The organism is Pigmentiphaga sp. GD03639 (assembly GCF_029845405.1).
Taxonomy (GTDB): Bacteria; Pseudomonadota; Gammaproteobacteria; order Burkholderiales; family Burkholderiaceae_B; genus Pigmentiphaga; species Pigmentiphaga daeguensis.
Window position 1 is genome coordinate 51,853 of sequence record NZ_JAOCLR010000018.1, and the last position, 20,142, is coordinate 71,994.

Sequence of the window (20,142 nt, forward strand, 5' to 3'; positions counted from 1 at the left end):
TCATTTTCCACAGTCGCTGGGGATAACTTGGCCACTCGCTACAACGAAGCTTCCATCCGGGTGCTGAAGGGGCTGGAGCCCGTCAAGCAGCGCCCGGGCATGTACACTCGAACCGAAAACCCCCTGCACATCGTGCAGGAGGTGATCGACAACGGCGCCGACGAGGCGCTTGCCGGCTACGGCAAACATCTGCAGGTCACCCTGCACGCCGACGGCAGCGTGACCGTCGAGGACGAGGGCCGCGGCATTCCCGTCGGCCTGCACCCCGAGGAAAACGCGCCGGTCGTCGAACTGGTCTTCACCCGCCTGCACGCCGGCGGCAAGTTCGACAAGCAGGGCGGCGGCGCCTATTCGTTCTCCGGCGGCCTGCACGGCGTCGGCGTCTCGGTCACCAACGCGCTGTCGTCGCGCATGGAAGTCACGGTCTGGCGCGACGGCGCGGCCCACCGGCTGGTGTTCCAGCACGGCGACGTGGTCGAGGAACTGGCGCAGGTGTCCGATCCCGCCCGCAAGAAGAGCGGCACGCGCGTGCGCTGCTGGCCGGACCCCAAGTATTTCGACAGCGGCACGATCCCCATGGGCGAGCTGTCGCGCCTGTTGCGCAGCAAGGCCGTGCTGCTGCCCGGCGTGAAGGTCACGCTGCGGGTCGAGAAAACCGGCGAGACCCAGACCTGGCTGTACGAGCAGGGCCTGCGCGGCTACCTGACCGAGGCGCTGGCCGGCGCCGAACTGCTCATTCCCTTGTTCGAAGGCGAGCAGTACGCCGGCGGCGACAACGAGAACTTCGCCGAGGGCGAGGGCGCGCAGTGGGTGGTGGCCTGGACCGAGGACGGCAACGTCGTGCGCGAGTCCTACGTCAACCTGATCCCGACGCCGGCCGGCGGCACGCACGAGGCCGGGCTGCGCGACGGCCTGTTCAACGCGGTCAAGGGTTTCGTCGAACTGCACAACCTCAGTCCCAAGGGCGTCAAGCTGCTGCCCGAGGACGTGTTCGCGCGCGCCAGCTTCGTGCTGTCGGCCAAGGTGCTCGACCCGCAGTTCCAGGGCCAGATCAAGGAACGACTGAACAGCCGCGACGCGGTGCGCCTGGTGGGCGGGTTCTCGAAGCCGGCGCTGGAGCTGTGGCTGAACTCCCACGTCGAATACGGCAAGAAGCTGGCCGAGCTGGTCATCCGCCAGGCGCAGTCGCGCGTGCGGGCCACGCAGAAGGTCGAGAAGCGCAAGAGCTCGGGCGTGGCCGTGCTGCCCGGCAAGCTGACCGATTGCGAAAGCAGCGACGCCTCCCGCACCGAGGTCTTCCTGGTCGAGGGCGACTCGGCGGGCGGTTCGGCCAAGATGGGGCGCGACAAGGAATTCCAGGCCATCCTGCCGCTGCGCGGCAAGGTGCTCAACGCCTGGGAGGTCGAGCGCGACCGCCTGTTCGCCAACAACGAGATCCACGACATCGCGGTGGCGATCGGCGTCGATCCCCATGGCGCGGGCGACGATCCCGACCTGTCCGGGCTGCGCTACGGGCGCGTCTGCATCCTGTCCGACGCGGACGTGGACGGATCGCACATCCAGGTGCTGCTCCTGACGTTGTTCCTGCGGCACTTTCCCAGGCTGGTCGAGGCCGGGCACGTGTACGTGGCGCGCCCGCCGCTGTTCCGCGTGGACGTGCCGGCGCAGGGCAAGCGGCCGCCGCGCAAGCTCTATTGCCTGGACCAGGGCGAGCTGACCGCGGTCGAGGACAAGCTGCGCAAGGAAGGCGTGCGCGAGGGGTCCTGGAGCATCAGCCGCTTCAAGGGCCTGGGCGAAATGAGCCCCGAGCAGCTTTGGGAAACCACGATGAACCCCGACACCCGCCGCCTGCTGCCGGTCACCTACGGCGAACTCGGCGCGGACGAGACCACGCGCATGTTCGACATGCTGATGGGCAAGGGTGAGGCCGCGCAGCGGCGCTCGTGGCTGGAAGAGAAAGGCGACCTCGCCGAGGTGGATATTTGATGACGGACGAACAACAACCCGGCCTGTTCGAGCGGCCGGGCGGCGACGCCGCGATCACGCTGGCGCGCTATGCGGAACAGGCTTATCTGGATTACGCGGTATCGGTGGTCAAGGGCAGGGCGCTGCCGGACGTCAGCGACGGCCAGAAGCCGGTGCAGCGGCGCATCCTGTATGCCATGCAGGCCATGGGGCTGGGCGCGAACGCCAAGCCCGTGAAGTCGGCCCGCGTGGTGGGCGACGTGCTGGGCAAGTACCATCCCCACGGCGACCAGGCGGCCTATGATGCGCTGGTGCGCATGGCGCAGTCGTTCTCGCTGCGCTATCCGCTCATCGACGGACAGGGCAACTTCGGCTCGCGCGACGGCGACGGCGCCGCGGCCATGCGCTACACCGAGGCGCGGCTCACGCCCATCGCCCGGCTGCTGCTGGACGAGCTGGACGAAGGCACGGTCGACTTCATTCCCAACTACGACGGCTCGTACCAGGAGCCCAGGCAACTGCCGGCGCGCCTGCCCGTGGTGCTGCTGAACGGCGCCTCGGGCATCGCGGTGGGCATGGCCACCGAGATCCCGCCGCACAACCTGCGCGAAGTGGCGCAGGCCGCGGTGGCGCTGCTGAAGAATCCCAGGATCGCCGACGACGAGCTCTACGGCCTGCTGCCCGGACCCGATTATCCCGGCGGCGGCCAGATCATCACGCCGCGGTCCGAGATCGCCCAGATACTCGGCACAGGCCGCGGCTCGATCAAGGTGCGCGCGCGCTGGAAGTTCGAGGAAATGGCGCGCGGCCAGTGGCAACTGGTGGTCACCGAACTGCCGCCGTCGACCTCCGGCCAGAAGGTGCTGGAAGAGATCGAGGAACTCACCAATCCCAAGGTGAAGGCGGGCAAGAAAAGCCTCTCGAACGAACAACAGCAGACCAAGGCGGCCTTGCTGAGCCTGCTCGACGCGGTGCGCGACGAGTCGGGCAAGGACGCGGCCGTGCGGCTGGTATTCGAGCCCAAGACCTCGCGCGTGGACCGCGACGAGTTCGTCAACACGCTGCTGGCCCATACGTCCATGGAAAGCAGCGCGCCCATCAACCTGGTGGCGGTGGGCAACGACGGGCGGCCGCGCCAGAAGTCCATGCGCGAGATCCTGGACGAGTGGCTCGTCTTCCGCACCCAGACCGTCACGCGGCGTTCGCGCCATCGCCTGGACAAGGTGCTGGACCGCATCCATGTGCTGGAAGGCCGCATGGTGGTCTACTTGAACGTGGACGCGGTGATCAAGGTCATCCGCGAGTCGGACGAACCCAAGCCCGCGCTGATGCAGGCCTTCAAGCTGTCCGAGCGCCAGGCCGAGGACATCCTGGAGATGCGCCTGCGGCAGCTGGCGCGCCTGGAAGGCTTCAAGATCGAGCAGGAACTGAAGGACCTGAAGGACGAGCAGGGCAAGCTCGAGGAACTGCTGGCCAATCCGAATTCGCTCAAGCGGCTGATCGTCAAGGAAATCGAAGCCGACGCCAAACAGTACGGCGATGATCGCCGCACGCTGATCGAAGCGGCCGAGCGCGCCACCGTCGAGGCCAAGGTCATCGACGAGCCGGTCACCGTCATCGTGTCGCAGAAGGGGTGGCTGCGGGCCCGCCAGGGCCACGGCCACGATGCCAGCCTGTTCACGTTCAAGGCGGGCGATGCGCTGTACGGCGCGTTCGAATGCCGGACCACCGATACGCTGATCGCGCTGGGCAGCAACGGTCGCGTCTATTCGGTGGCCGTCAGCGCGCTGCCGTCGGCGCGCGGCGATGGCGTGCCGGTGACCACGCTGATCGACCTGGAAGCCGGATCCCGCATCCTGCACATGATCGCGGCGGCCCCCGAAAGCCGGTGGCTGCTGGCCACCGAGCGCGGCGTCGGCTTCGTCACCCGCCTGGGCGACATGGCCACGCGCCAGCGTGGCGGCAAGCAATTCATGACGCTGGACGAGGGCGACAGCCCGCTGCGGCCCGTGCCGGTGTTCGACGGCGCCGATTCGCTCGCGCTGCTGACCGACAAGGGCCGTTTCCTGGTGTTCGGCCTGGCCGAGGTCAAGGCGCTGTCCTCGGGCGGTCGCGGCACGGCGCTGATGGACATCGATCCCAAGGACACCCTGGCCCAGGTGGTGCCGGTCGGGCCGGCGGGGCTGCGGATCACGGGCATCTACCGCAACAAGCCGCATGAAGAGATCCTGTCCGGCGGCGGACTGGCGGTCTACGTCGGCAAGCGGGCCCGCAAGGGCCGGCTGCTGGACGCCAAGCCCAAGCAGCCCGTGCTGTCGCCGGTGCTGTAAGGCCATGATGCGGCGGGGGCTGGCGGCGGTCCTGGCGACCTGCGCGGTGGCGGGGTGCTCCCCCGTCAACCCGTACTACGATGCCGCCCAGCCGCACCATACGCCGCATGGATTCCGCAACCTGTATTCGTATGCCCAGCCGGGCACGCTGGACTTCTGGCGCTGGCAGTTCGACCGGTGGGCGCAGGGCCTGCCGCCGCCTCCGACGGAGTCCCTGTCGCCGGTCGTGGCGGACACCGCCTGGCTGAAGGAGGCCTCGCCGGACGTGCGGGTCAGCTGGGTCGGGCATTCCACGCTGCTGGTGCAGCTGGGCCGCTTCAACCTGTTGACCGATCCGGTGTTCTCCGAACGCGCCTCGCCCTTCGGGTTCATGGGGCCCAAGCGCCACCAGCCACCCGGCGTCGCGCTGGCCGACCTGCCGCACATCGATGCCGTGGTGATCTCGCACAACCACTACGACCACCTGGATTTCGCCTCGGTCAAGGCGCTGGCGGCGCAGCCCGGCGGTCCGCCCGTCTTCATGGTGCCCCTGGGCGTGGACGTCTGGTTCCGCCAGAACGTGCCCGAGGCCACCGACTTGCGGCCGCTGGACTGGTGGGGCCAGACGGTGGTGGGCGATGCCATCCTGACGCTGCTGCCCGTGCAGCACTGGAGCGCCCGCACGCCCTTCGACCGGAACGTTTCGTTGTGGGGCGCCTGGGCGGTCCGGACGCGCGAGCCCGCGTTCAACTTCCTGTTCGGCGGCGACTTCGGCTATTCCAAGGACATCGCCGCCATAGGCGAACGCATGGGGCCTTTCGACCTGGCGGCGCTGCCGATAGGCGCCTATGCGCCGCGCTGGTTCATGCGCGGCCATCACATGAATCCCACCGAGGCCGTGCAGGCGCATCGCGACCTGGGTGCCAGGGCTTCCGTCGCCATCCACTGGGGCACGTTCGAGCTGACCGACGAGGCGCTGGACCAGCCTCCCCGGGACCTGGCGCGGGCACGCCGCTACGCGGGCGTCGCCCCCGACGAGTTCTTCGTGATGCACCACGGCGAGAGCCGGGTCTGGCGCGATGGCCGCTGGCTGATCCGCGCTCCGACTGATTGACCCCCCCTACGCGCTTACGCGCGCAAGGGAAGCCCACCCCCTACGCCCTTCGGGCACCCCCTTAAGGGGGCGATGCGGGTGGACCGGCGGAGCCGGATCCACCGCATCCTGGGCCTGGGTTGTTTGTCTTGGTGGGCAGGGGAATGTTGTGCGGAATCGGCATTTGTCTTGATTTGGTCATTGAGGCGCTGTATAAAAAACCAGTGAAAGATAGCGATAGGCAATCCATTCAGGAGAAAACTGTGGCTCATCTGGTTCTCGCGCTCGATGTCGCCGGCACGCCGGTGCACTGGGTGGATATCGAAAAAGCCATCTGCCTGCACGTGGCGGGAAGGGTGGCATGGGAACTGGGGGACACCACCGTCACCTACCGCGGGGGCACGAACCGGCTGACCGGGCAGGTGTCCACCGTCAGCACCGCCAGCATCATCGCCGTGCGCGGCCGCGAGTTCCGCGGCGACCGTTCCGCCTCCATCAGCATCAGCCGTGAACGCCTGTTCTCGCGCGACATGCACGTCTGCGCCTATTGCGGCGGCTGTTTCCCCGAGTCCGAACTGACCATCGAGCACGTCCGCCCCGAGTCGCGCGGCGGCGCCAATACCTGGGAAAACGTGGTCACGGCCTGCCGCTCGTGCAACCAGCGCAAGGGCAACCGCACCCCCGAGCAGGCCGGCATGCCGCTGCTCTACCTGCCGTACCGGCCCAACCGCTGGGAAGGCATGATCCTGCGCAATCGCCGCATCCTGGCCGACCAGATGGAGTTCCTGCTGGCGGGCGTACCTATCACCAGCAGATTAGGACCCTCCCCTACGCGCTGACGCGCGCCCAGAATGGTGGGCCCCCAGCCGCTACGCGGCAGCCCCCCAAAGGGGGCCGGGACCCGCTTTGGGGCGGCCCGGCGCCGGGTCCCGGGGGGCGATGCGGGTGGGGGCTGTTATGCTTGAAAAAGGTGCGCGCGGCCCTATCTACGCCGCGTGAGCTTTTTGCTCCAACCGGACAACTTCCTTTCGTCAACCGCCATGCCTGGCGCGCCTGAACCGTGCGCGCCGGGATGGGCCTTGTTATTGCCATGAGTCAGACCAACACCTCCGAAACCCTGGGCTTCCAGACCGAAGTCAAGCAGTTGCTGCACCTGATGATCCACTCGCTGTACAGCAACAAGGAAATCTTCCTGCGCGAACTGGTCTCCAATGCGTCCGACGCCTGCGACAAGCTGCGTTTCGAGGCCATCGACCGGCCGGAACTGCTGGAAGGCGAGGGCGAGATGGCCATCCGCGTGGGCTTCGACAAGGCCGCGCGGACCATCACGATTTCCGACAACGGCATAGGCATGACGCGGGACGAGGCCATTGCCAACCTGGGCACCATCGCCCGCTCGGGCACGCGGGAGTTCTTCCAGCAGCTGACCGGCGACAAGCAGAAGGATGCGCAACTGATCGGCCAGTTCGGCGTGGGCTTTTATTCGTCGTTCATCGTCGCGCAGAAAGTCACCGTCGTCAGCCGCCGCGCGGGCCAGCCGGCGGACCAGGCGATACGCTGGGAGTCGGCCGGCGACGGCGAGTTCACGATCTCGGCGGCCGAGAAGGCCGGGCGGGGCACGGACATCATCCTGACGCTGCGCGAGGGCGAGGACGACTTCCTGTCGTCGTGGAAGCTGCGCGAGATCCTGCGCCGCTATTCGGACCACATCTCCGTGCCCATCCTGATGAAGAAAGAGGAATGGGACGCCGAGAAATCCGAGCAGGTCACCCGCGACGAGGAAGAGACCGTCAACCAGGCCAGCGCGCTGTGGACGCGCAGCAAGTCCGAGGTCACCGACGAGCAGTACACCGAGTTCTACAAGCACGTGGCGCATGACTTCGAGGCGCCGCTGGCGTGGAGCCACAACCGGGTGGAGGGCCGCAGCGAGTATACGCAGCTGTTGTACGTGCCGCGGCGCGCGCCGTTCGACATGTGGGACCGCAACAGGAAGCACGGGGTCAAGCTGTATGTGAAGCGTGTCTTCATCATGGACGACGCGGAACAGCTGTTGCCGGCCTACCTGCGCTTCGTGCGCGGGGTCATCGATTCGGCCGACCTGCCGCTGAACGTCTCGCGCGAGATTCTGCAGGAAAGCCGTGACGTGCGCGCCATCCGCGAAGGCAGCGCCAAGCGCGTGCTGAGCCTGCTCGAGGACCTGGCCGAGAACCGCAAGGACGATTACGCGACCTTCTGGACCGAGTTCGGCCAGGTGCTCAAGGAAGGCGTGGGCGAGGACGCGACCAACCTGGAGCGCATCCTGAAGCTGCTGCGCTTTGCTTCCACCCAGGACGGCACCCCCGCGCAGACGGTGTCGCTGGCCGACTACGTGGCCCGCATGAAGGAAGGCCAGGACAAGATCTACTACGTCACGGCCGAGACCTTCGCCGCGGCCAGCAGCAGCCCGCACCTGGAAATTTTCCGCAAGAAGGGCATCGAGGTCCTGTTGCTCACGGACCGCGTCGATGAATGGATGCTGTCCTTCGTCAACGAGTTCGACGGCAAGCCGCTGGCCTCCATCGCCAAGGGCGGCCTGGACCTGGGCGCGCTGGCAGACGAGGAAGAGAAGAAGCAGCAGGAAGAAGTCTCGGAAGAGCTCAAGCCGGTGGTCGAGCGGCTGAAGGAGGCGCTGGGCGAGGCGGTCAAGGACGTGCGCGTGACCTTCCGCCTGGTCGATTCCCCCGCCTGCGTGGTGGTGGACCAGCAGGACATGAGCCAGCACTTGCAGCGCCTGCTCAAGGCGGCCGGACAGGCCGCGCCCGAGTCGCGCCCCATCCTGGAGATCAACCCGGGCCATCCGCTGATTGCGCGCGTGCGGCAGGCCGGCGATGCCGACTTCGGCCAGTGGGCCCGCTTGCTGCTGGACCAGGCCCTGCTGGCCGAGGGCGCGCCGCTGGAGGATCCGGCCGCGTTCGTGCGCAGCATGAACAGCCTGTTGCTGAGCCAGTCCTCTTGAGCCGCAAGGCGCAACGGCCCGGGCCGGACCGGCGGCGCGCCGCCGGCCCCAGCGAGCTCGACGAGCCGACGTTCTCGGAAGAGCAGGGCGTTCGCTACCTGCATTTCGGCAGCCCCTGGATCCAGGGCGCGATGCGGATACGCAGCCCTTTTTCGCTGGAGCTGGAGTACACGCGCCAGATGATGGCGTGGCTGCTGTTCCTCGATCCGCCGCAGGCCGGCGGCGAGCAGGCCATCGGTACGCTGGGGCTGGGCGCGGGATCCCTGACGCGCTTCTGCCTGAAGCACACCGACAGCCTGGTGCGCGTCGTGGAATGGAACCCCAGCGTGACCGCCGCCTGCCGCGCCTATTTCCGCCTGCCCGCCGACAACGAGCGATTCATGGTCACCCATGATGACGCGGGCGCGTGGGTGGAGGACATAGCCAATCGCGGCAGTTGCCGCGCCTTGATGGTGGATTTGTACGACCATGCCGCGCGCGGCCCGGTGCGCGATTCCGTCGAGTTCTATCGCGGCTGCCGGCGGGTGGTCAGCGCCAACGCCAGCCAGGCGGGTGTCGTGACCGTCAACCTGTTCGGCGCGCACGACAGCTACGAACATAACCGCCGCAATCTGGACGAGGCGTTCGAGGGGCGCGTGGCGGTCCTGCCCGAAATCGAGGAAGGCAACCGGGTGGCGATCGCCCTGGCCGGCCCGGCCTTGCGGATCGACGCGCAGGCGCTGCTGGCGCGCGCCGAGGAGGTCGAGAACCGCTACGGCCTGCCGGCGCGCAAATGGGCGCGTTCGCTGGCGCCGGAGCTGGGGCGGTTGTGAGCGCCGCGGCGCAGCCCCAGCTCAGCGGCTTTCCGCCGGTGCTGGCGTCCGACGCCACGGTGCTGCTGCTGGGCAGTTTCCCGGGCGTGGCGTCGCTGAACGTGGGCCAGTACTACGCCCATCCGCGCAACCAGTTCTGGCGCCTGCTGGGCGCCTGCCTGGAGGTCGAGGCACTGCACCTGGTGCCCTACGAGGAACGACTGCGCGTTGCCATCCGGCACCGCGTGGGCATCTGGGACGTCGTCGCCAGTTGCCGGCGCCAGGGCAGCCTGGATGCCGCCGTGACCGAGGCCGAGGTCAATCCGCTTGCGGCCTACCTGAAGGAACATGCGCCGCTGCTCGAACGCATCGGCTTCAACGGCGGCCTGTCCTGGAAGCTGGGCCATCACCTGGCCGACTACGGCTACCGCGTGTTCCGGCTGGCTTCTTCGTCGCCGGCGGCCGCGATGTATAGCTTCGAGCAGAAGCTGGAGCAATGGCGGCCCCTGTTCGCATGTCGGTCGTGATTTCCTGCTGCAGCAGGTCGTCCGTCAGGTGGCGGATCTCCTGGATCAGGGCCTTGCTGGCGGTAGACAGCATGGTGTCGCGCCGGTAGGCGACGCCGATCAGGCCCACGCCGCACATTGCCGGGCTCCCGCCCGGGAATCTCATCTCATTCGGCCAGGAGCTTGCGCCGCTTCAGGATGTCCTGGATCTGGTCCAGGCGGCTTTCCGGGTCATCGTCGGCCAGCAGGTGGCGCTGTTGCGGCGGCAGCAGCGGCAGCATTTCCGCCCAGCGGTTCGCGACCCATCCGCATTCGTCCAGCCGGAAGGGCGGCTCGATGGGAAGGTCGGGGCCGGCTGCGCGCTGCTGCTGGAGTTCGGCTATCAGGCGGCCCAGCGTATTGGCCGCGGGCTGCAGGGCAGCCGGGATGGGGACCACGGGGTCGTCGGCCAGCGGCTCGACCTGCCCGACCCAGAGACCGTACTTGCGCTGTTCGCTCGCCACCAGGCGAAAGCGCGTCGTCCCCACGCAGCGCAGTTGCAGCAGGCCCGGCATGGGTGCGTCCCACTGTTCTATCCTCGCCATGGTGCCGAAGTCGGCCAGGACTTCCTTGCCTTCCGGCGTGCGGACTTCGTGGCCGGCCAGGAGCGGCACGACGCCGAACGAGGACTGATCGGCGATGCACTGCTTGATCATGTCCAGGTAGCGGATCTCGAAGATGCGCAAGTGCAGGACGCCCTCGGGATACAGCGCCCGGCCGAGGGGGAAGAGCGGGGTCGTGTTCATGGCGGTAGGCGGTTGGTTGCCCGAGCCTCCAGGATAGCGCGAGGCACTCGCCGCCGCGTAACAAGGCAATACGCGGGGCAAGACCGCCTAGGCCCCATTCCCGGCCTGTGCGAGCCTTCTTTTGGCGTGAGCAGGCCTTAGTCCAGCGGCAGGACCGCCTGGTCCGCGCAGGCCCGCAGCAGTTCCTCCACCCGCCCCTGGGGCAGCGCCATGTCCGGATCGATGTCCGACAGGGGGCGCAGCACGAAAGCGCGCTGGTGCATGCGGGGGTGGGGCAGGGTCAGCCGAGGGGTATCCAGGCGCTGGCCGTCGTATGCCAGCAGGTCCAGGTCCAGGGTGCGGGGGGCGTTGCGATAGGGACGTTCGCGGCCGTGGCGCCGTTCGATGTCCTGCAGCAGGTCCAGCAGCGCCAAAGGGGGCAGCGTGGTGCGCAGGCGCACGACGGCGTTGACGTAGTCGGGACCGCTGGAGTCGATCGGCTCGGTGCGGTAGAAGCGCGAAAGCGCGTCCTGCCGTACCTCGGGATGGGCAGCCAGCGCGGCCAGCGCCGCGCGCAGGGTGGCGGCCGGGTCGCCCAGGTTGGCGCCCAATCCCACCCAGGCCGTCTGCCAGGCGGGCGCGTTCATCCCGCTACCGGGGTGCCGCCTTCCGGACCGCCCTCGGCGGGGCCTCCCTGGCGCGAGCGGCCGCTGCGCCGGCGGCGCTTGCGGGGGGCCGCGGCTTCCCCGGCCGCGCGCGGCTGGCGGGCCAGTTCTTCCAGCATCTCGGCGCGCGCCGAATCGCTGGCGTCGGCCAGGTCCATCCACCATTGCGCCAGGGCGCTGTCCACCTCGCCGGCGGCGGCGCGCAGTTGCAGGAAATCGCAGGCGGCGCGAAAGCGCGGCTGTTCGAGCATGCGCCAGGCGCCCTTGCTCTGGCGCCGTTCGAAGCGCGGCTGCATGAACCAGATCTCGCGCATGTCTGAGACGAAGCGGCGCTGGATGGCCAGCTTCTCGGTCTGGTCGTCCAGCACGGAATCCACGGCCATGCCCAGGGCGGGCATGGGCAGCTCGCCATCCGCGCGGTACTGCTGCCAGCGCTGGTTGACCTGCTGCCACAGCAGCGCGGCGAACAGGAAGCTGGGGCTGACCGACTTGCCGCTGCGCACGCGCACGTCGGTGCGTTCCAGGGCCAGCTTCACGAAGCGTTCGCCCCCGGGCTGTTCCAGCACCACGTCCAGCAGCGGCAGCAGGCCCTTGTGCAGGCCTTCGGCGCGCAGCCGGCGCAGGCAGTCCAGCGCGTGGCCGCAGGTCAGCATCTTCAGCATCTCGTCGAACAGCCGCGAGGCGGGCACGTTCTCGATCAGGTGGGCCATCTCGCGGATGGGCGCGAGCGTGGCCGGCGCGATGGTGAAGCCCAGCTTGGCGGCGAAGCGCATGCCGCGCAGCATGCGGACCGGGTCCTCGCGGTAGCGCTTGGAGGCGTCGCCGATGATGCTGACGGTCTTTTTCTTCAGGTCGGCCACGCCGTCGTGGTAATCGATGACGATCTCGGTGGCCGGGTCGTAGTACAGCGCGTTCAGCGTGAAGTCCCGCCGCGCGGCGTCTTCCTCCAGCGTGCCGAAGACGTTGTCGCGCAGGATGCGGCCGTGTTCGTCGGTGGTCTGTTCGTCCGAGCCCGAGGCGCGGAAGGTGGAGGTCTCGATGATCTCCTGGCCGAACACCACGTGCACCAGGCGGAAGCGGCGGCCGATGATGCGGGCGCGGCGGAACAGCGGCTGTATCTGTTCCGGCGTGGCGTTGGTGGCCACGTCGAAGTCCTTGGGCTGGGCGCCCACGATCAGGTCGCGCACCGCGCCGCCGACGATGTAGGCCTCGAAGCCGTGCTCGTGCAGCACATCGCAGACCTTGATCGCATGGCGCGAGACCAGCCGGCGGTCGATGCCGTGCTTGGCCTGGGGCACGCGCAGGGGCGCATGCCGCTTGACGCTCAGGATGGGGCGCGCGGCGCGGGGGGTGAATAGCTTACTGATGAGCTTCTTGATCATGCGAACAGGTCCGTGATGCGCCAGCCCCGTTCGCGCGCCAGTTCGCGCAGCGCGGCGGATGGGTTGGCGGCGACCGGGTCGGTCACCGCTTCGAGCAGCGGGACGTCGTTCATCGAGTCGCTATAGAAGAAAGACTGGCGGAAATCCGACAACTGCCAGCCGTGGCCGGCCAGCCACTGGTTGACGCGCACGACCTTGCCCTCGCGGAAGCAGGGAATGCCCTGGATGCGGCCGGTGTAGCGGCCGGCGACGTATTCCGGTTCGGTCGCCAGCAGCACGGGGATGCCGAAGGCGCGCGCGATGGGCGCGGTGACGAAGGTGTTGGTCGAGGTCGCGATGGCGCACAGGTCGCCCGCTTCCAGGTGTTCGCGCACCAGGGCGATGGCCTGGGCGGAGATGGCCGGACGGATCACCTCGGCCATGAAATCCTCGTGCCAGCGGGCCAGGTCGTAGGGCGTGTTGCGGGCCAGGAGGCCCAGCATGAATTCGGCCGACTCCATCGCGGTCAGCTTGCCTTCGTCGTAGCGGCGCATCAGTTCCTCGTTCCGGGCGCAGGCGGCGGCGGGGTCGCCGACGTGCCCGGCGCGGGCGAGGAAGTCGGCCCACCGGTAGTCGCTGTCGAGCGGCAGCAGGGTGTGGTCCAGGTCGAACAGGGCGAGGCGGGAAGGCGGCGCTTGGGTGGGGGTCATGACAACGAAGAATACGACTGAATGGTGGACGGTTGGGGCTGTTCGGCCAGCATGGCGCGCAACAGCGGCAGCGTGATCGGGCGCTTGGCCGCCAGCGAATAGCGGTCCAGGGCGTCGAGCAGGGCGGCCAGCTGGCGCATGTCCCGCTCGTAATGGGTAAGAATCCAGTTCACCACCTCGGGGGCGAGCTGCAGCCCGCGGCTGGCGGCCTGGCGGATCAGGGCGTCGGTCTTTTCGGCATCGGACAGCACCTCCAGCCGGAATACCAGGTCCCAGCCCAGCCGGGTGCGCAGGTCCTCGCGGATCTCCAGCTGGCCCGGGGCCCGCTCGCCGGCGACGATCAGGGACAGGGCGATGTCGGTGGCCGAGGTTTCGCGCCAGCGGTTGTACAGCGAGAACACGCAGGCCAGCCGCGGTTCGTCCAGGAGATGCAGGTCGTCGATGGCGATCAGCGCGGGGCGGACGTCGGATTCCTCGGGCTGGGCGGCGCGCCGGTAGGCCGACACGGGACTGTGGCTGTCCAGGTAGACCGCGCCCGGCCGGTCGGACAGGGCGCGCAGCAGGTGCGTGCGGCCGCATCCCGCCGGTCCCCAGAGGTAGACGGCGCGGCCCGGCTCCAGGGCGCGCAGGGTCGCCAGGGCCTCGACATTGGGGCCCGCGACATAGTTTTCCAGGGACGGAGCCGGCGCGGCAAGAACGTCGAGTAGCAACTGCTTCATGAGGGGCGGCTAAGAGACCCGCAGCGTCGGACGATCATGGCGTTGGGTGGCGACAGGTCGGGCCGGGCAAGGCTGCGCAGGCAGAAAAGGAATGCGGGGCGCGGCGGGTGCCACCGGGAGTTGTCCCGATGTAAATCCCTGTCCGCTGCATGGGAATACCAATCATCGTAAAATTATAGCTTTCAGGCGGTCCCGGCTGGTTTTTTTGCCGCGAAAGCCCGCGCCCATCCACTTTTCGGTCCATCCCATGTCCGCACAACAACCCAGCGCTTCCTCTCTAACCTACCGCGACGCGGGCGTCGACATCGACGCGGGCGATGCCCTGGTCGAGCGCATCAAGCCCCTCGCCAAGCGCACCATGCGCGAAGGAGTGCTGGCCGGCATTGGCGGATTCGGCGCCCTGTTCGAGGTGCCCAAGAAGTACCGGGAGCCCGTGCTGGTGTCGGGCACCGACGGCGTGGGCACCAAGCTGCGCCTGGCGTTCTCGTGGAACAAGCACGACACCGTGGGCATCGACCTGGTGGCCATGAGCGTGAACGACATCCTGGTGCAGGGCGCCGAGCCGCTGTTCTTCCTGGACTACTTCGCCTGCGGCCGCCTGTCGGTGGACACCGCCGCCACGGTCGTCGGCGGCATCGCCAAGGGTTGCGAACTGGCCGGCTGCGCACTGATCGGCGGCGAAACCGCCGAGATGCCCGGCATGTATCCCGACGGCGAATACGACCTGGCGGGCTTCGCCGTCGGCGCGGTCGAGAAGTCGCAGGCCATCGACGGCAGCCGCATCCAGCCCGGCGACGCCGTGCTGGGCCTGGCCTCCAGCGGCGCGCACTCCAACGGCTACTCGCTGGTGCGCAAGATCATCGAACGCGCCGGCGCCACGCCGGACCAGGACTTCCACGGCCAGCCGCTGCGCGACGTCGTCATGGCGCCCACGCGCATCTACGTCAAGCAGGTACTGGCGGCCATCGCCAAGCACGAGATCAAGGGCCTGGCCCACATCACCGGCGGCGGCCTGCTGGACAACGTGCCGCGCATCCTGCGTCCCGGCCTGGCCGCGCGCCTGCACCGCGACGCCTGGACGATGCCCGAGCTGTTCACCTGGCTGCAACGCGAAGGCCAGGTGGCCGACACCGAAATGCACCGCGTCTTCAACTGCGGCATCGGCATGGTGGTGGTGGTCTCCGCCGACCAGGCCGACGCCGTGGCAGCGACGCTGCGCGAACAGGGCGAAACCGTCTACCGCCTGGGCGAAATCATCGACCAACAACCCGGCGCCGCCCAAACCGAAGTGATCTGATAGACCCAGGATGCGGTGGATCCGGCTTTGCCGGTCCACCCGCATCGCCCCCTTGAGGGGGCGCCCGAAGGGCGTAGGGGGTGAGCTTCCCTTCAGCGCGTAGGGGGGAGATCCTTCAGTGCATTGAGCAGCGCATCGCATTCGGCGTCGGTGCCGACCGTGATGCGCAGGTACTGGTCGATGCGCGGCTGCTTGAAGTGCCGCACCAGCACCTTGCGTTCGCGCAGCGCCTGCTGCAGGGCCGCGCCATCGTGGCCGGGGTGGCGCGCGAAGACGAAGTTGGCGGCCGACGGCAGCACTTCGAAGCCCAGTTCTTCCAGCTTGGCGGTCAGGCGCACGCGCGAGGCGATGACGGCCTGGCGGGTACGGTCGAAGTAGGCGGTGTCTTCCATGGCCGCGGTCGCGCCGGCTATGGCCAGGCGGTCGAGCGGATAGGAGTTGAAGCTGCTCTTGACCCGTTCCAGCCCCTCGACCAGATGCGGCTGGCCGATGGCGTAGCCGACCCGCAGGCCCGCCAGCGAGCGGGCCTTGGACAGCGTCTGCACCACCAGCAGGTTGGGGTGGACCGCCACCAGCGGCACCGCCGAGGTGCCGCCGAAATCGACGTAGGCTTCGTCCACCACGACCACCGAATCAGGATGCGCCTTCAGCAGCGCCTCGATGTCCTCCAGGGGCAGCAGGCGGCCGGTGGGGGCATTCGGATTGGGGAAGATGATCCCGCCGTTCGGCTGGCCGTAGTCCTGCACGCGCAGCGACAGGTCGTCGGCCAGCGGCACGGTGCGGTAATCGATGCCGTACAGGCCGCAGTAAACCGGATAGAAGCTGTAGGTCACGTCCGGGAACAGCAGCGGCAGGTCGTGCTTGAGCAGGCCGACGAACACATGGGCCAGTACCTCGTCCGAACTGTTGCCGACGAAGACATGATCGACCGGCACGCCGTGGAAACGCGCCACCGCCGCCTTGAACACGTTGGCGTCGGGGTCGGGATAGCGCCGCAGCGCCTCGTTGGTGGCCTGGCGTATGGCTTCCAGGGCGCGCGGCGAGGGCGGGTACGGGTTCTCGTTCGTGTTGAGTTTGACGAGTCCGTCTATCTGCGGTTGTTCGCCGGGGACATAGGGCGTCAGTTGCTGAGTGACGCGGCTCCAGTACCTGTTCATGAATCGTGTCGTCGAAAGCGCAAAGCGCGGCAACGGGCCGCGCACGCATCCAGCATAGCAGGGCCGGCGTCCCGGCGCACGCCGCGGCTGGCGCGGCGTGGCGCGGGTGCGCCGTCAGCGTGGGTTGGCGGTCGCCGCGACGGCGGCGTCCAGCGTCGCGGCCGCCGCGTCGATCACGCGCGCGGTGCTGTCCGGCGCCAGGCAGTCCACCGCCAGCCGGTCCGGCAGCGCGCGCAGCCAGGTGATCTGGCGCTTGGCCAGTTGCCGGGTGGCGGCGATGGCCTGGCCCCGCATCTCGGCGCCGTGGATGTCCCCGGCCAGGTAGCTCCATACCTGGCGATAGCCCACGCATCGTATGGACGGCAGCTCGGGGCCCAGGTCGCCGCGCGCCCGCAGGCGGCGTACCTCGTCCACCAGGCCGGCTTCGAGCATGGAGTCGAAGCGCTGTTCGATCCTGGCATGCAGGCCGGCCCGTTCCGATGGTTCCAGGCTGAGATTGACGTAGCGCTGCTCGGTGGCGTCCGGCGCGACCTGGCCCGTCAGCAGGGCCGACATCGGCTGTCCGGTCAGCGCGTGGACTTCCAGTGCCCGCTGGATGCGCTGGCTGTCGTTGGGCGAGAGCCGCGCGGCGGTGGCCGGATCGACGCGCGCCAGTTCGGCATGCATGGCGGGCCAGCCGATGTCGGCCGCGCGGGCGTTCAATTGCGCGCGCAGGACGGCGTCCGCCTGCGGCAGGTTGTCCAGACCTTCGCGCAGCGCCTTGAAATACATCATGGTGCCGCCGGCCAGCAGCGGGATGCGGCCGCGGCCGCGGATGTCGGCGATCAGGCGCAGCGTCTCGGCGCGGAACTGGCCGGCCGAAAAGCTTTCGGCGGGATCGCGGATGTCCAGCAGGTGTTGCGGCACGCGCAGGCGTTCCTCCTGGCTGGGCTTGGCCGTGCCGATGTCCATGCCACGATAGATGGTGGCGGAATCGACGTTGACGATCTCGAGCGGCCAACGGTCGGCCAGCGCCAGCGTGGCCGCGCTCTTGCCGGCGGCGGTGGGGCCCATCAGGCACAGGACGGGAGGGGAGCTGCGGTCGGCCATCTTCGGTGCGGACTCAGCGCCCGCGCAGGAACAGGCGGTCGAGGTCGCCCACGCTCAGCTGTACCCAGGTCGGCCTGCCGTGGTTGCACTGGTCGGCGCGTTCGGTCGCTTCCATCTGCCGCAGCAGGCCATTCATCTCGTCGTGGTTGAGCCGGCGATTGGCGCGAACCGCGCCATGGCAGGCCATGGTCGCCAGCAGTTCGTTGCGTTGCTCGGTCAGCAGGCGCGACGCGCCCACCTCGGCGAAGTCGCGCAGTACCTCCCGCGCCAGGGTCTCGATGTCGGCCTGGGCGAGCGGCGCGGGAACGGCGCGCACGGCGATCGACGCCGGTCCGGCCGGCCGCAGCTCGAAGCCGAGGTCGGACAGGGCTTCCTGCTGCTCCTCGACCAGCGCGACGTCGCTTTCCGAGGCCCGGAACACCACCGGCACCAGCAGGTTCTGCCGCGGCATCTCGCGCGCATCCAGCGCATTCTTGAGCTGTTCGTACACGATGCGTTCATGGGCCGCGTGCATGTCGATCACGACCAGTCCGTGCGCGTTCTGCGCCAGCACGTAGATCCCGTGCAACTGGGCGATCGCCATGCCCAGCGGCAGCTCGGTGCCGTCCGGCAGAGGGCGGGGGCGGCCGCCGGCCAGGGCCTGGGCCACGCCGGCGGCGCCGGGCGGGGCGGCGGGCGAGGGGGCCAGGGGCTCGTGCAGGGCCAGGATGCGCGCGCCCAGCTCGGGGCGATAGGCGGGCGCGGCATCTTGCAGCCGGAACGGCAATTGCGAGGACGAGGCCAGCGCGGGCGCCACGGGGCGCGCGAAGGCCGGCTCGGACGAGGAGGGTACCGGCGCGGCGCCCGGGCCGATGGCATGGGGAACGGCCGGGGCGGGCATGCCGCCGGCCAGGACCGCCTCGGACGGCGGCGCCTCGGCGGCCGTGTCCATGCCGGGCGCGGCGCCCGCGGCGTGAGCCAGGGTCTGGCCAATGATCTGCGTCACGAAGCGGTGCACCGCGCCGCTTTCGCGGAAGCGCACCTCGTGCTTGGCCGGATGGACGTTGACGTCCACCGCAGCGGGGTCCAGGTCCAGGAACAGCACGTAGGCCGGCTGGCGGTCGCCGTGCAGCACGTCCGCATAGGAGGCGCGCATGGCGTGGCTGACCGTGCGGTCGCGCACGAAGCGGCCGTTGACGTACAGGTACTGGCGGTCGGCGCGGGCGCGCGAGGCGGTGGGGCGCGAGACGACGCCGCGCAGGCGGATCGCGCCGGCGTCGGCCTGCACCGGCAGGCCGCCCTGGCCGAACTCCGCGCCCAGCACGTCATGGATGCGGCGCACCGGGTCGGCGGGCAGGTGCTGCTGGTAGGCACGGTCGTGGTGGAACAGGCGGAAGGCGATATGGCAGTGCGCGAGCGCGATGCGCTGGAACGCCTCCACGCAATGGCCGAATTCCGTCGCTTCCGATTTCAGGAACTTGCGCCTGGCCGGCACCAGGTCGAACAACTGGCGCACGTCCACCGTCGTGCCCGGAGGGCCGGAGGCCGGGGAAACCTGCCCGTCTTCCCATTGCCAGGCATGGTCCGCGCTGGCCGTGCGTGAAATCAGGGTGAGCCGGGCAACGGAGGCGATCGAGGCCAGCGCCTCGCCGCGGAATCCCATCGAGGCCACCGATTCGAGCTCGTTCAGCGACCGGATCTTGCTGGTGGCATGGCGGGCCACGGCCAGCGGCAGTTCGTCGGGAGGAATGCCGCCGCCGTCGTCGCTGACGGCGATCCGCCGGATGCCGCCACCCTCGAGTCGCACGTCGATCGCGCGCGCGCCGGCGTCGATGGCGTTCTCCATCAATTCCTTCAGGACCGAGGCAGGGCGCTCGATGACTTCACCCGCCGCGATCTGGCTGATCAGGAGGTCGGGAAGCTGGGCGATGGGGCGACGTTCGGACATGGGCGGATTATAGTGGCCCCTCCCGGGCGCAGGGATCCTGTCATGCTTTGACATGCGCGGAAACGCGTGCGTCGGCTATAGTGCCCGCTCGCCTTTTCTCTCGTCCCTCACCGCCGGTTTCCCATGCTCGAATTCCTTCAGATGTTGATCCATATCGACCAGACCCTGGGCGTATGGGTCGCGCAATATGGCGCCTGGATCTACCTTATCCTGTTCCTGATCGTCTTCGCCGAGACCGGTCTGGTCGTCCTGCCCTTCCTGCCTGGCGACTCGCTGCTGTTCATCGCCGGCGCCTTCGCCGCCACCGGCAGCATGCACCCCGGGCTGCTGATCGTGCTGCTACTGATCGCGGCGGTCTCGGGCAACACCGTCAACTACTACGTCGGCCGCTACATCGGCCCCCGCGTCTTCTCGCAGAACATCCGCTTCCTGGACCGCGCGGCGCTGATCAAGACCCACGCCTTCTACGAGAAGCACGGCGGCAAGACCCTGATCATCGCCCGCTTCCTGCCCGTGGTCCGGACCTTCGCTCCCTTCGTCGCCGGCGTCGGCTACATGACCGTCGCCCGCTTCCAGTTCTTCAACGTCATCGGCGCGCTGCTGTGGGTGCTCCTGCTCGTCCTGGCCGGCTACTTCTTCGGCAACCTGCCCCTGGTGCGCGAACACCTGAACACCATCGTCCTGATAGGCCTGGCCGCCGCCATCGTCCCGGTCGTACTGGGCGGCCTATGGAAGTTGATAGGCGGGCTGCGATCGAAACGCGCCTGAAAAACGAAACGGCCTCGTGTGAGGCC

The 20,142-nt window shown here is 68.6% G+C and carries 17 protein-coding genes; 9 read left to right on the plus strand and 8 right to left on the minus strand.

The features are described 5' to 3' along the window. The first annotated feature begins 27 nt into the window (after positions 1–27). The 7 genes from parE to N5K27_RS18510 all read left to right on the plus strand — a co-directional run bounded on the left by parE (position 28) and on the right by N5K27_RS18510 (position 9,680). On the plus strand, positions 28–1,986 hold the full coding sequence (gene parE / locus N5K27_RS18480) for a DNA topoisomerase IV subunit B (protein ID WP_279818001.1): 1,959 nt from the start codon (positions 28–30) through the stop codon (positions 1,984–1,986). Then, positions 1,986–4,295 carry a DNA topoisomerase IV subunit A gene (gene parC, locus N5K27_RS18485; protein ID WP_132979406.1) on the plus strand — a complete coding sequence of 770 codons (2,310 nt, stop codon included), beginning with the start codon at positions 1,986–1,988 and terminating at the stop codon, positions 4,293–4,295. Before parE ends, parC begins: the two co-directional genes overlap by 1 nt. Before the next feature lie 4 nt (positions 4,296–4,299). Next, a complete protein-coding gene (locus N5K27_RS18490; RefSeq protein WP_132979405.1) occupies positions 4,300–5,388 on the plus strand; it encodes an MBL fold metallo-hydrolase in 1,089 nt (362 codons plus the stop codon). A 251-nt stretch (positions 5,389–5,639) separates the two neighbouring features. Further along, the gene (locus N5K27_RS18495; protein ID WP_243724467.1) at positions 5,640–6,206 is read left to right on the plus strand and encodes an HNH endonuclease; all 567 of its coding nucleotides are present in this window, start codon (positions 5,640–5,642) and stop codon (positions 6,204–6,206) included. A 251-nt stretch (positions 6,207–6,457) separates the two neighbouring features. Next, positions 6,458–8,362, plus strand: coding sequence for a molecular chaperone HtpG (gene htpG / locus N5K27_RS18500; protein WP_087836885.1), 1,905 nt, complete (start codon positions 6,458–6,460; stop codon positions 8,360–8,362). Then, entirely contained in the window at positions 8,359–9,174 is an 816-nt protein-coding gene (locus N5K27_RS18505; RefSeq protein ID WP_087836884.1) for a spermidine synthase, read from the plus strand. Before htpG ends, N5K27_RS18505 begins: the two co-directional genes overlap by 4 nt. After that, complete coding sequence (locus N5K27_RS18510) at positions 9,171–9,680, plus strand: DNA-deoxyinosine glycosylase (protein ID WP_243724450.1); 510 nt, start codon at positions 9,171–9,173, stop codon at positions 9,678–9,680. The genes N5K27_RS18505 and N5K27_RS18510 overlap by 4 nt, the downstream gene beginning before the upstream one ends. Positions 9,681–9,826: 146 nt before the next feature. Here the strand turns inward: N5K27_RS18510 and N5K27_RS18515 are convergent, their stop codons facing one another. The 5 genes from N5K27_RS18515 to hda form a co-directional block, all read right to left on the minus strand. Next, positions 9,827–10,444 (minus strand): LON peptidase substrate-binding domain-containing protein, encoded by a 618-nt coding sequence (locus tag N5K27_RS18515; RefSeq protein ID WP_087836882.1) that lies wholly within the window; start codon positions 10,442–10,444, stop codon positions 9,827–9,829. A gap of 137 nt (positions 10,445–10,581) precedes the next feature. Further along, complete coding sequence (gene folK, locus N5K27_RS18520) at positions 10,582–11,070, minus strand: 2-amino-4-hydroxy-6-hydroxymethyldihydropteridine diphosphokinase (protein ID WP_087836881.1); 489 nt, start codon at positions 11,068–11,070, stop codon at positions 10,582–10,584. Further along, positions 11,067–12,470 (minus strand): polynucleotide adenylyltransferase PcnB, encoded by a 1,404-nt coding sequence (pcnB, locus tag N5K27_RS18525; RefSeq protein ID WP_087836880.1) that lies wholly within the window; start codon positions 12,468–12,470, stop codon positions 11,067–11,069. The genes folK and pcnB overlap by 4 nt, the downstream gene beginning before the upstream one ends. Next, positions 12,467–13,159, minus strand: a complete 693-nt coding sequence (locus tag N5K27_RS18530; protein ID WP_087836879.1) for an HAD family hydrolase — start codon at positions 13,157–13,159, stop codon at positions 12,467–12,469. The genes pcnB and N5K27_RS18530 overlap by 4 nt, the downstream gene beginning before the upstream one ends. Beyond that, complete coding sequence (gene hda, locus N5K27_RS18535) at positions 13,156–13,878, minus strand: DnaA regulatory inactivator Hda (protein ID WP_087836878.1); 723 nt, start codon at positions 13,876–13,878, stop codon at positions 13,156–13,158. Before hda ends, N5K27_RS18530 begins: the two co-directional genes overlap by 4 nt. 247 nt (positions 13,879–14,125) lie before the next feature. On the opposite strand from hda, the gene purM reads away from it, so the two are divergent. Continuing rightward, positions 14,126–15,175, plus strand: a complete 1,050-nt coding sequence (purM, locus tag N5K27_RS18540) for a phosphoribosylformylglycinamidine cyclo-ligase (RefSeq protein WP_087836877.1) — start codon at positions 14,126–14,128, stop codon at positions 15,173–15,175. 92 nt (positions 15,176–15,267) lie between these two features. Here purM and hisC read toward each other — a convergent pair whose 3' ends face one another. From hisC to mutL, 3 genes are all read right to left on the minus strand, one after another. Then, positions 15,268–16,332 (minus strand): histidinol-phosphate transaminase, encoded by a 1,065-nt coding sequence (hisC, locus tag N5K27_RS18545; RefSeq protein WP_087836876.1) that lies wholly within the window; start codon positions 16,330–16,332, stop codon positions 15,268–15,270. A 114-nt stretch (positions 16,333–16,446) separates the two neighbouring features. Beyond that, a complete protein-coding gene (gene miaA, locus N5K27_RS18550) occupies positions 16,447–17,421 on the minus strand; it encodes a tRNA (adenosine(37)-N6)-dimethylallyltransferase MiaA (protein ID WP_279818009.1) in 975 nt (324 codons plus the stop codon). A 13-nt stretch (positions 17,422–17,434) separates the two neighbouring features. Next, positions 17,435–19,348 (minus strand): DNA mismatch repair endonuclease MutL, encoded by a 1,914-nt coding sequence (mutL, locus tag N5K27_RS18555; protein WP_132979402.1) that lies wholly within the window; start codon positions 19,346–19,348, stop codon positions 17,435–17,437. A 123-nt stretch (positions 19,349–19,471) separates the two neighbouring features. Between mutL and N5K27_RS18560 the strand changes: the two genes are divergently transcribed. Further along, complete coding sequence (locus N5K27_RS18560) at positions 19,472–20,116, plus strand: VTT domain-containing protein (protein ID WP_087840857.1); 645 nt, start codon at positions 19,472–19,474, stop codon at positions 20,114–20,116. Positions 20,117–20,142 lie beyond the last annotated feature (26 nt).

Coding starts and splice junctions, on each gene's coding strand:
- folK (WP_087836881.1), bottom strand. CDS start 11,070: ATGAACGCGCCCGCCTGGCAGACGGCCTGGGTGGGATTGGGCGCCAAC.
- parC (WP_132979406.1), top strand. CDS start 1,986: ATGACGGACGAACAACAACCCGGCCTGTTCGAGCGGCCGGGCGGCGAC.
- N5K27_RS18560 (WP_087840857.1), top strand. CDS start 19,472: ATGCTCGAATTCCTTCAGATGTTGATCCATATCGACCAGACCCTGGGC.
- purM (WP_087836877.1), top strand. CDS start 14,126: ATGTCCGCACAACAACCCAGCGCTTCCTCTCTAACCTACCGCGACGCG.
- htpG (WP_087836885.1), top strand. CDS start 6,458: ATGAGTCAGACCAACACCTCCGAAACCCTGGGCTTCCAGACCGAAGTC.
- hisC (WP_087836876.1), bottom strand. CDS start 16,332: ATGAACAGGTACTGGAGCCGCGTCACTCAGCAACTGACGCCCTATGTC.
- N5K27_RS18530 (WP_087836879.1), bottom strand. CDS start 13,159: ATGACCCCCACCCAAGCGCCGCCTTCCCGCCTCGCCCTGTTCGACCTG.
- N5K27_RS18515 (WP_087836882.1), bottom strand. CDS start 10,444: ATGAACACGACCCCGCTCTTCCCCCTCGGCCGGGCGCTGTATCCCGAG.
- hda (WP_087836878.1), bottom strand. CDS start 13,878: ATGAAGCAGTTGCTACTCGACGTTCTTGCCGCGCCGGCTCCGTCCCTG.
- pcnB (WP_087836880.1), bottom strand. CDS start 12,470: ATGATCAAGAAGCTCATCAGTAAGCTATTCACCCCCCGCGCCGCGCGC.
- N5K27_RS18490 (WP_132979405.1), top strand. CDS start 4,300: ATGATGCGGCGGGGGCTGGCGGCGGTCCTGGCGACCTGCGCGGTGGCG.
- mutL (WP_132979402.1), bottom strand. CDS start 19,348: ATGTCCGAACGTCGCCCCATCGCCCAGCTTCCCGACCTCCTGATCAGC.
- miaA (WP_279818009.1), bottom strand. CDS start 17,421: ATGGCCGACCGCAGCTCCCCTCCCGTCCTGTGCCTGATGGGCCCCACC.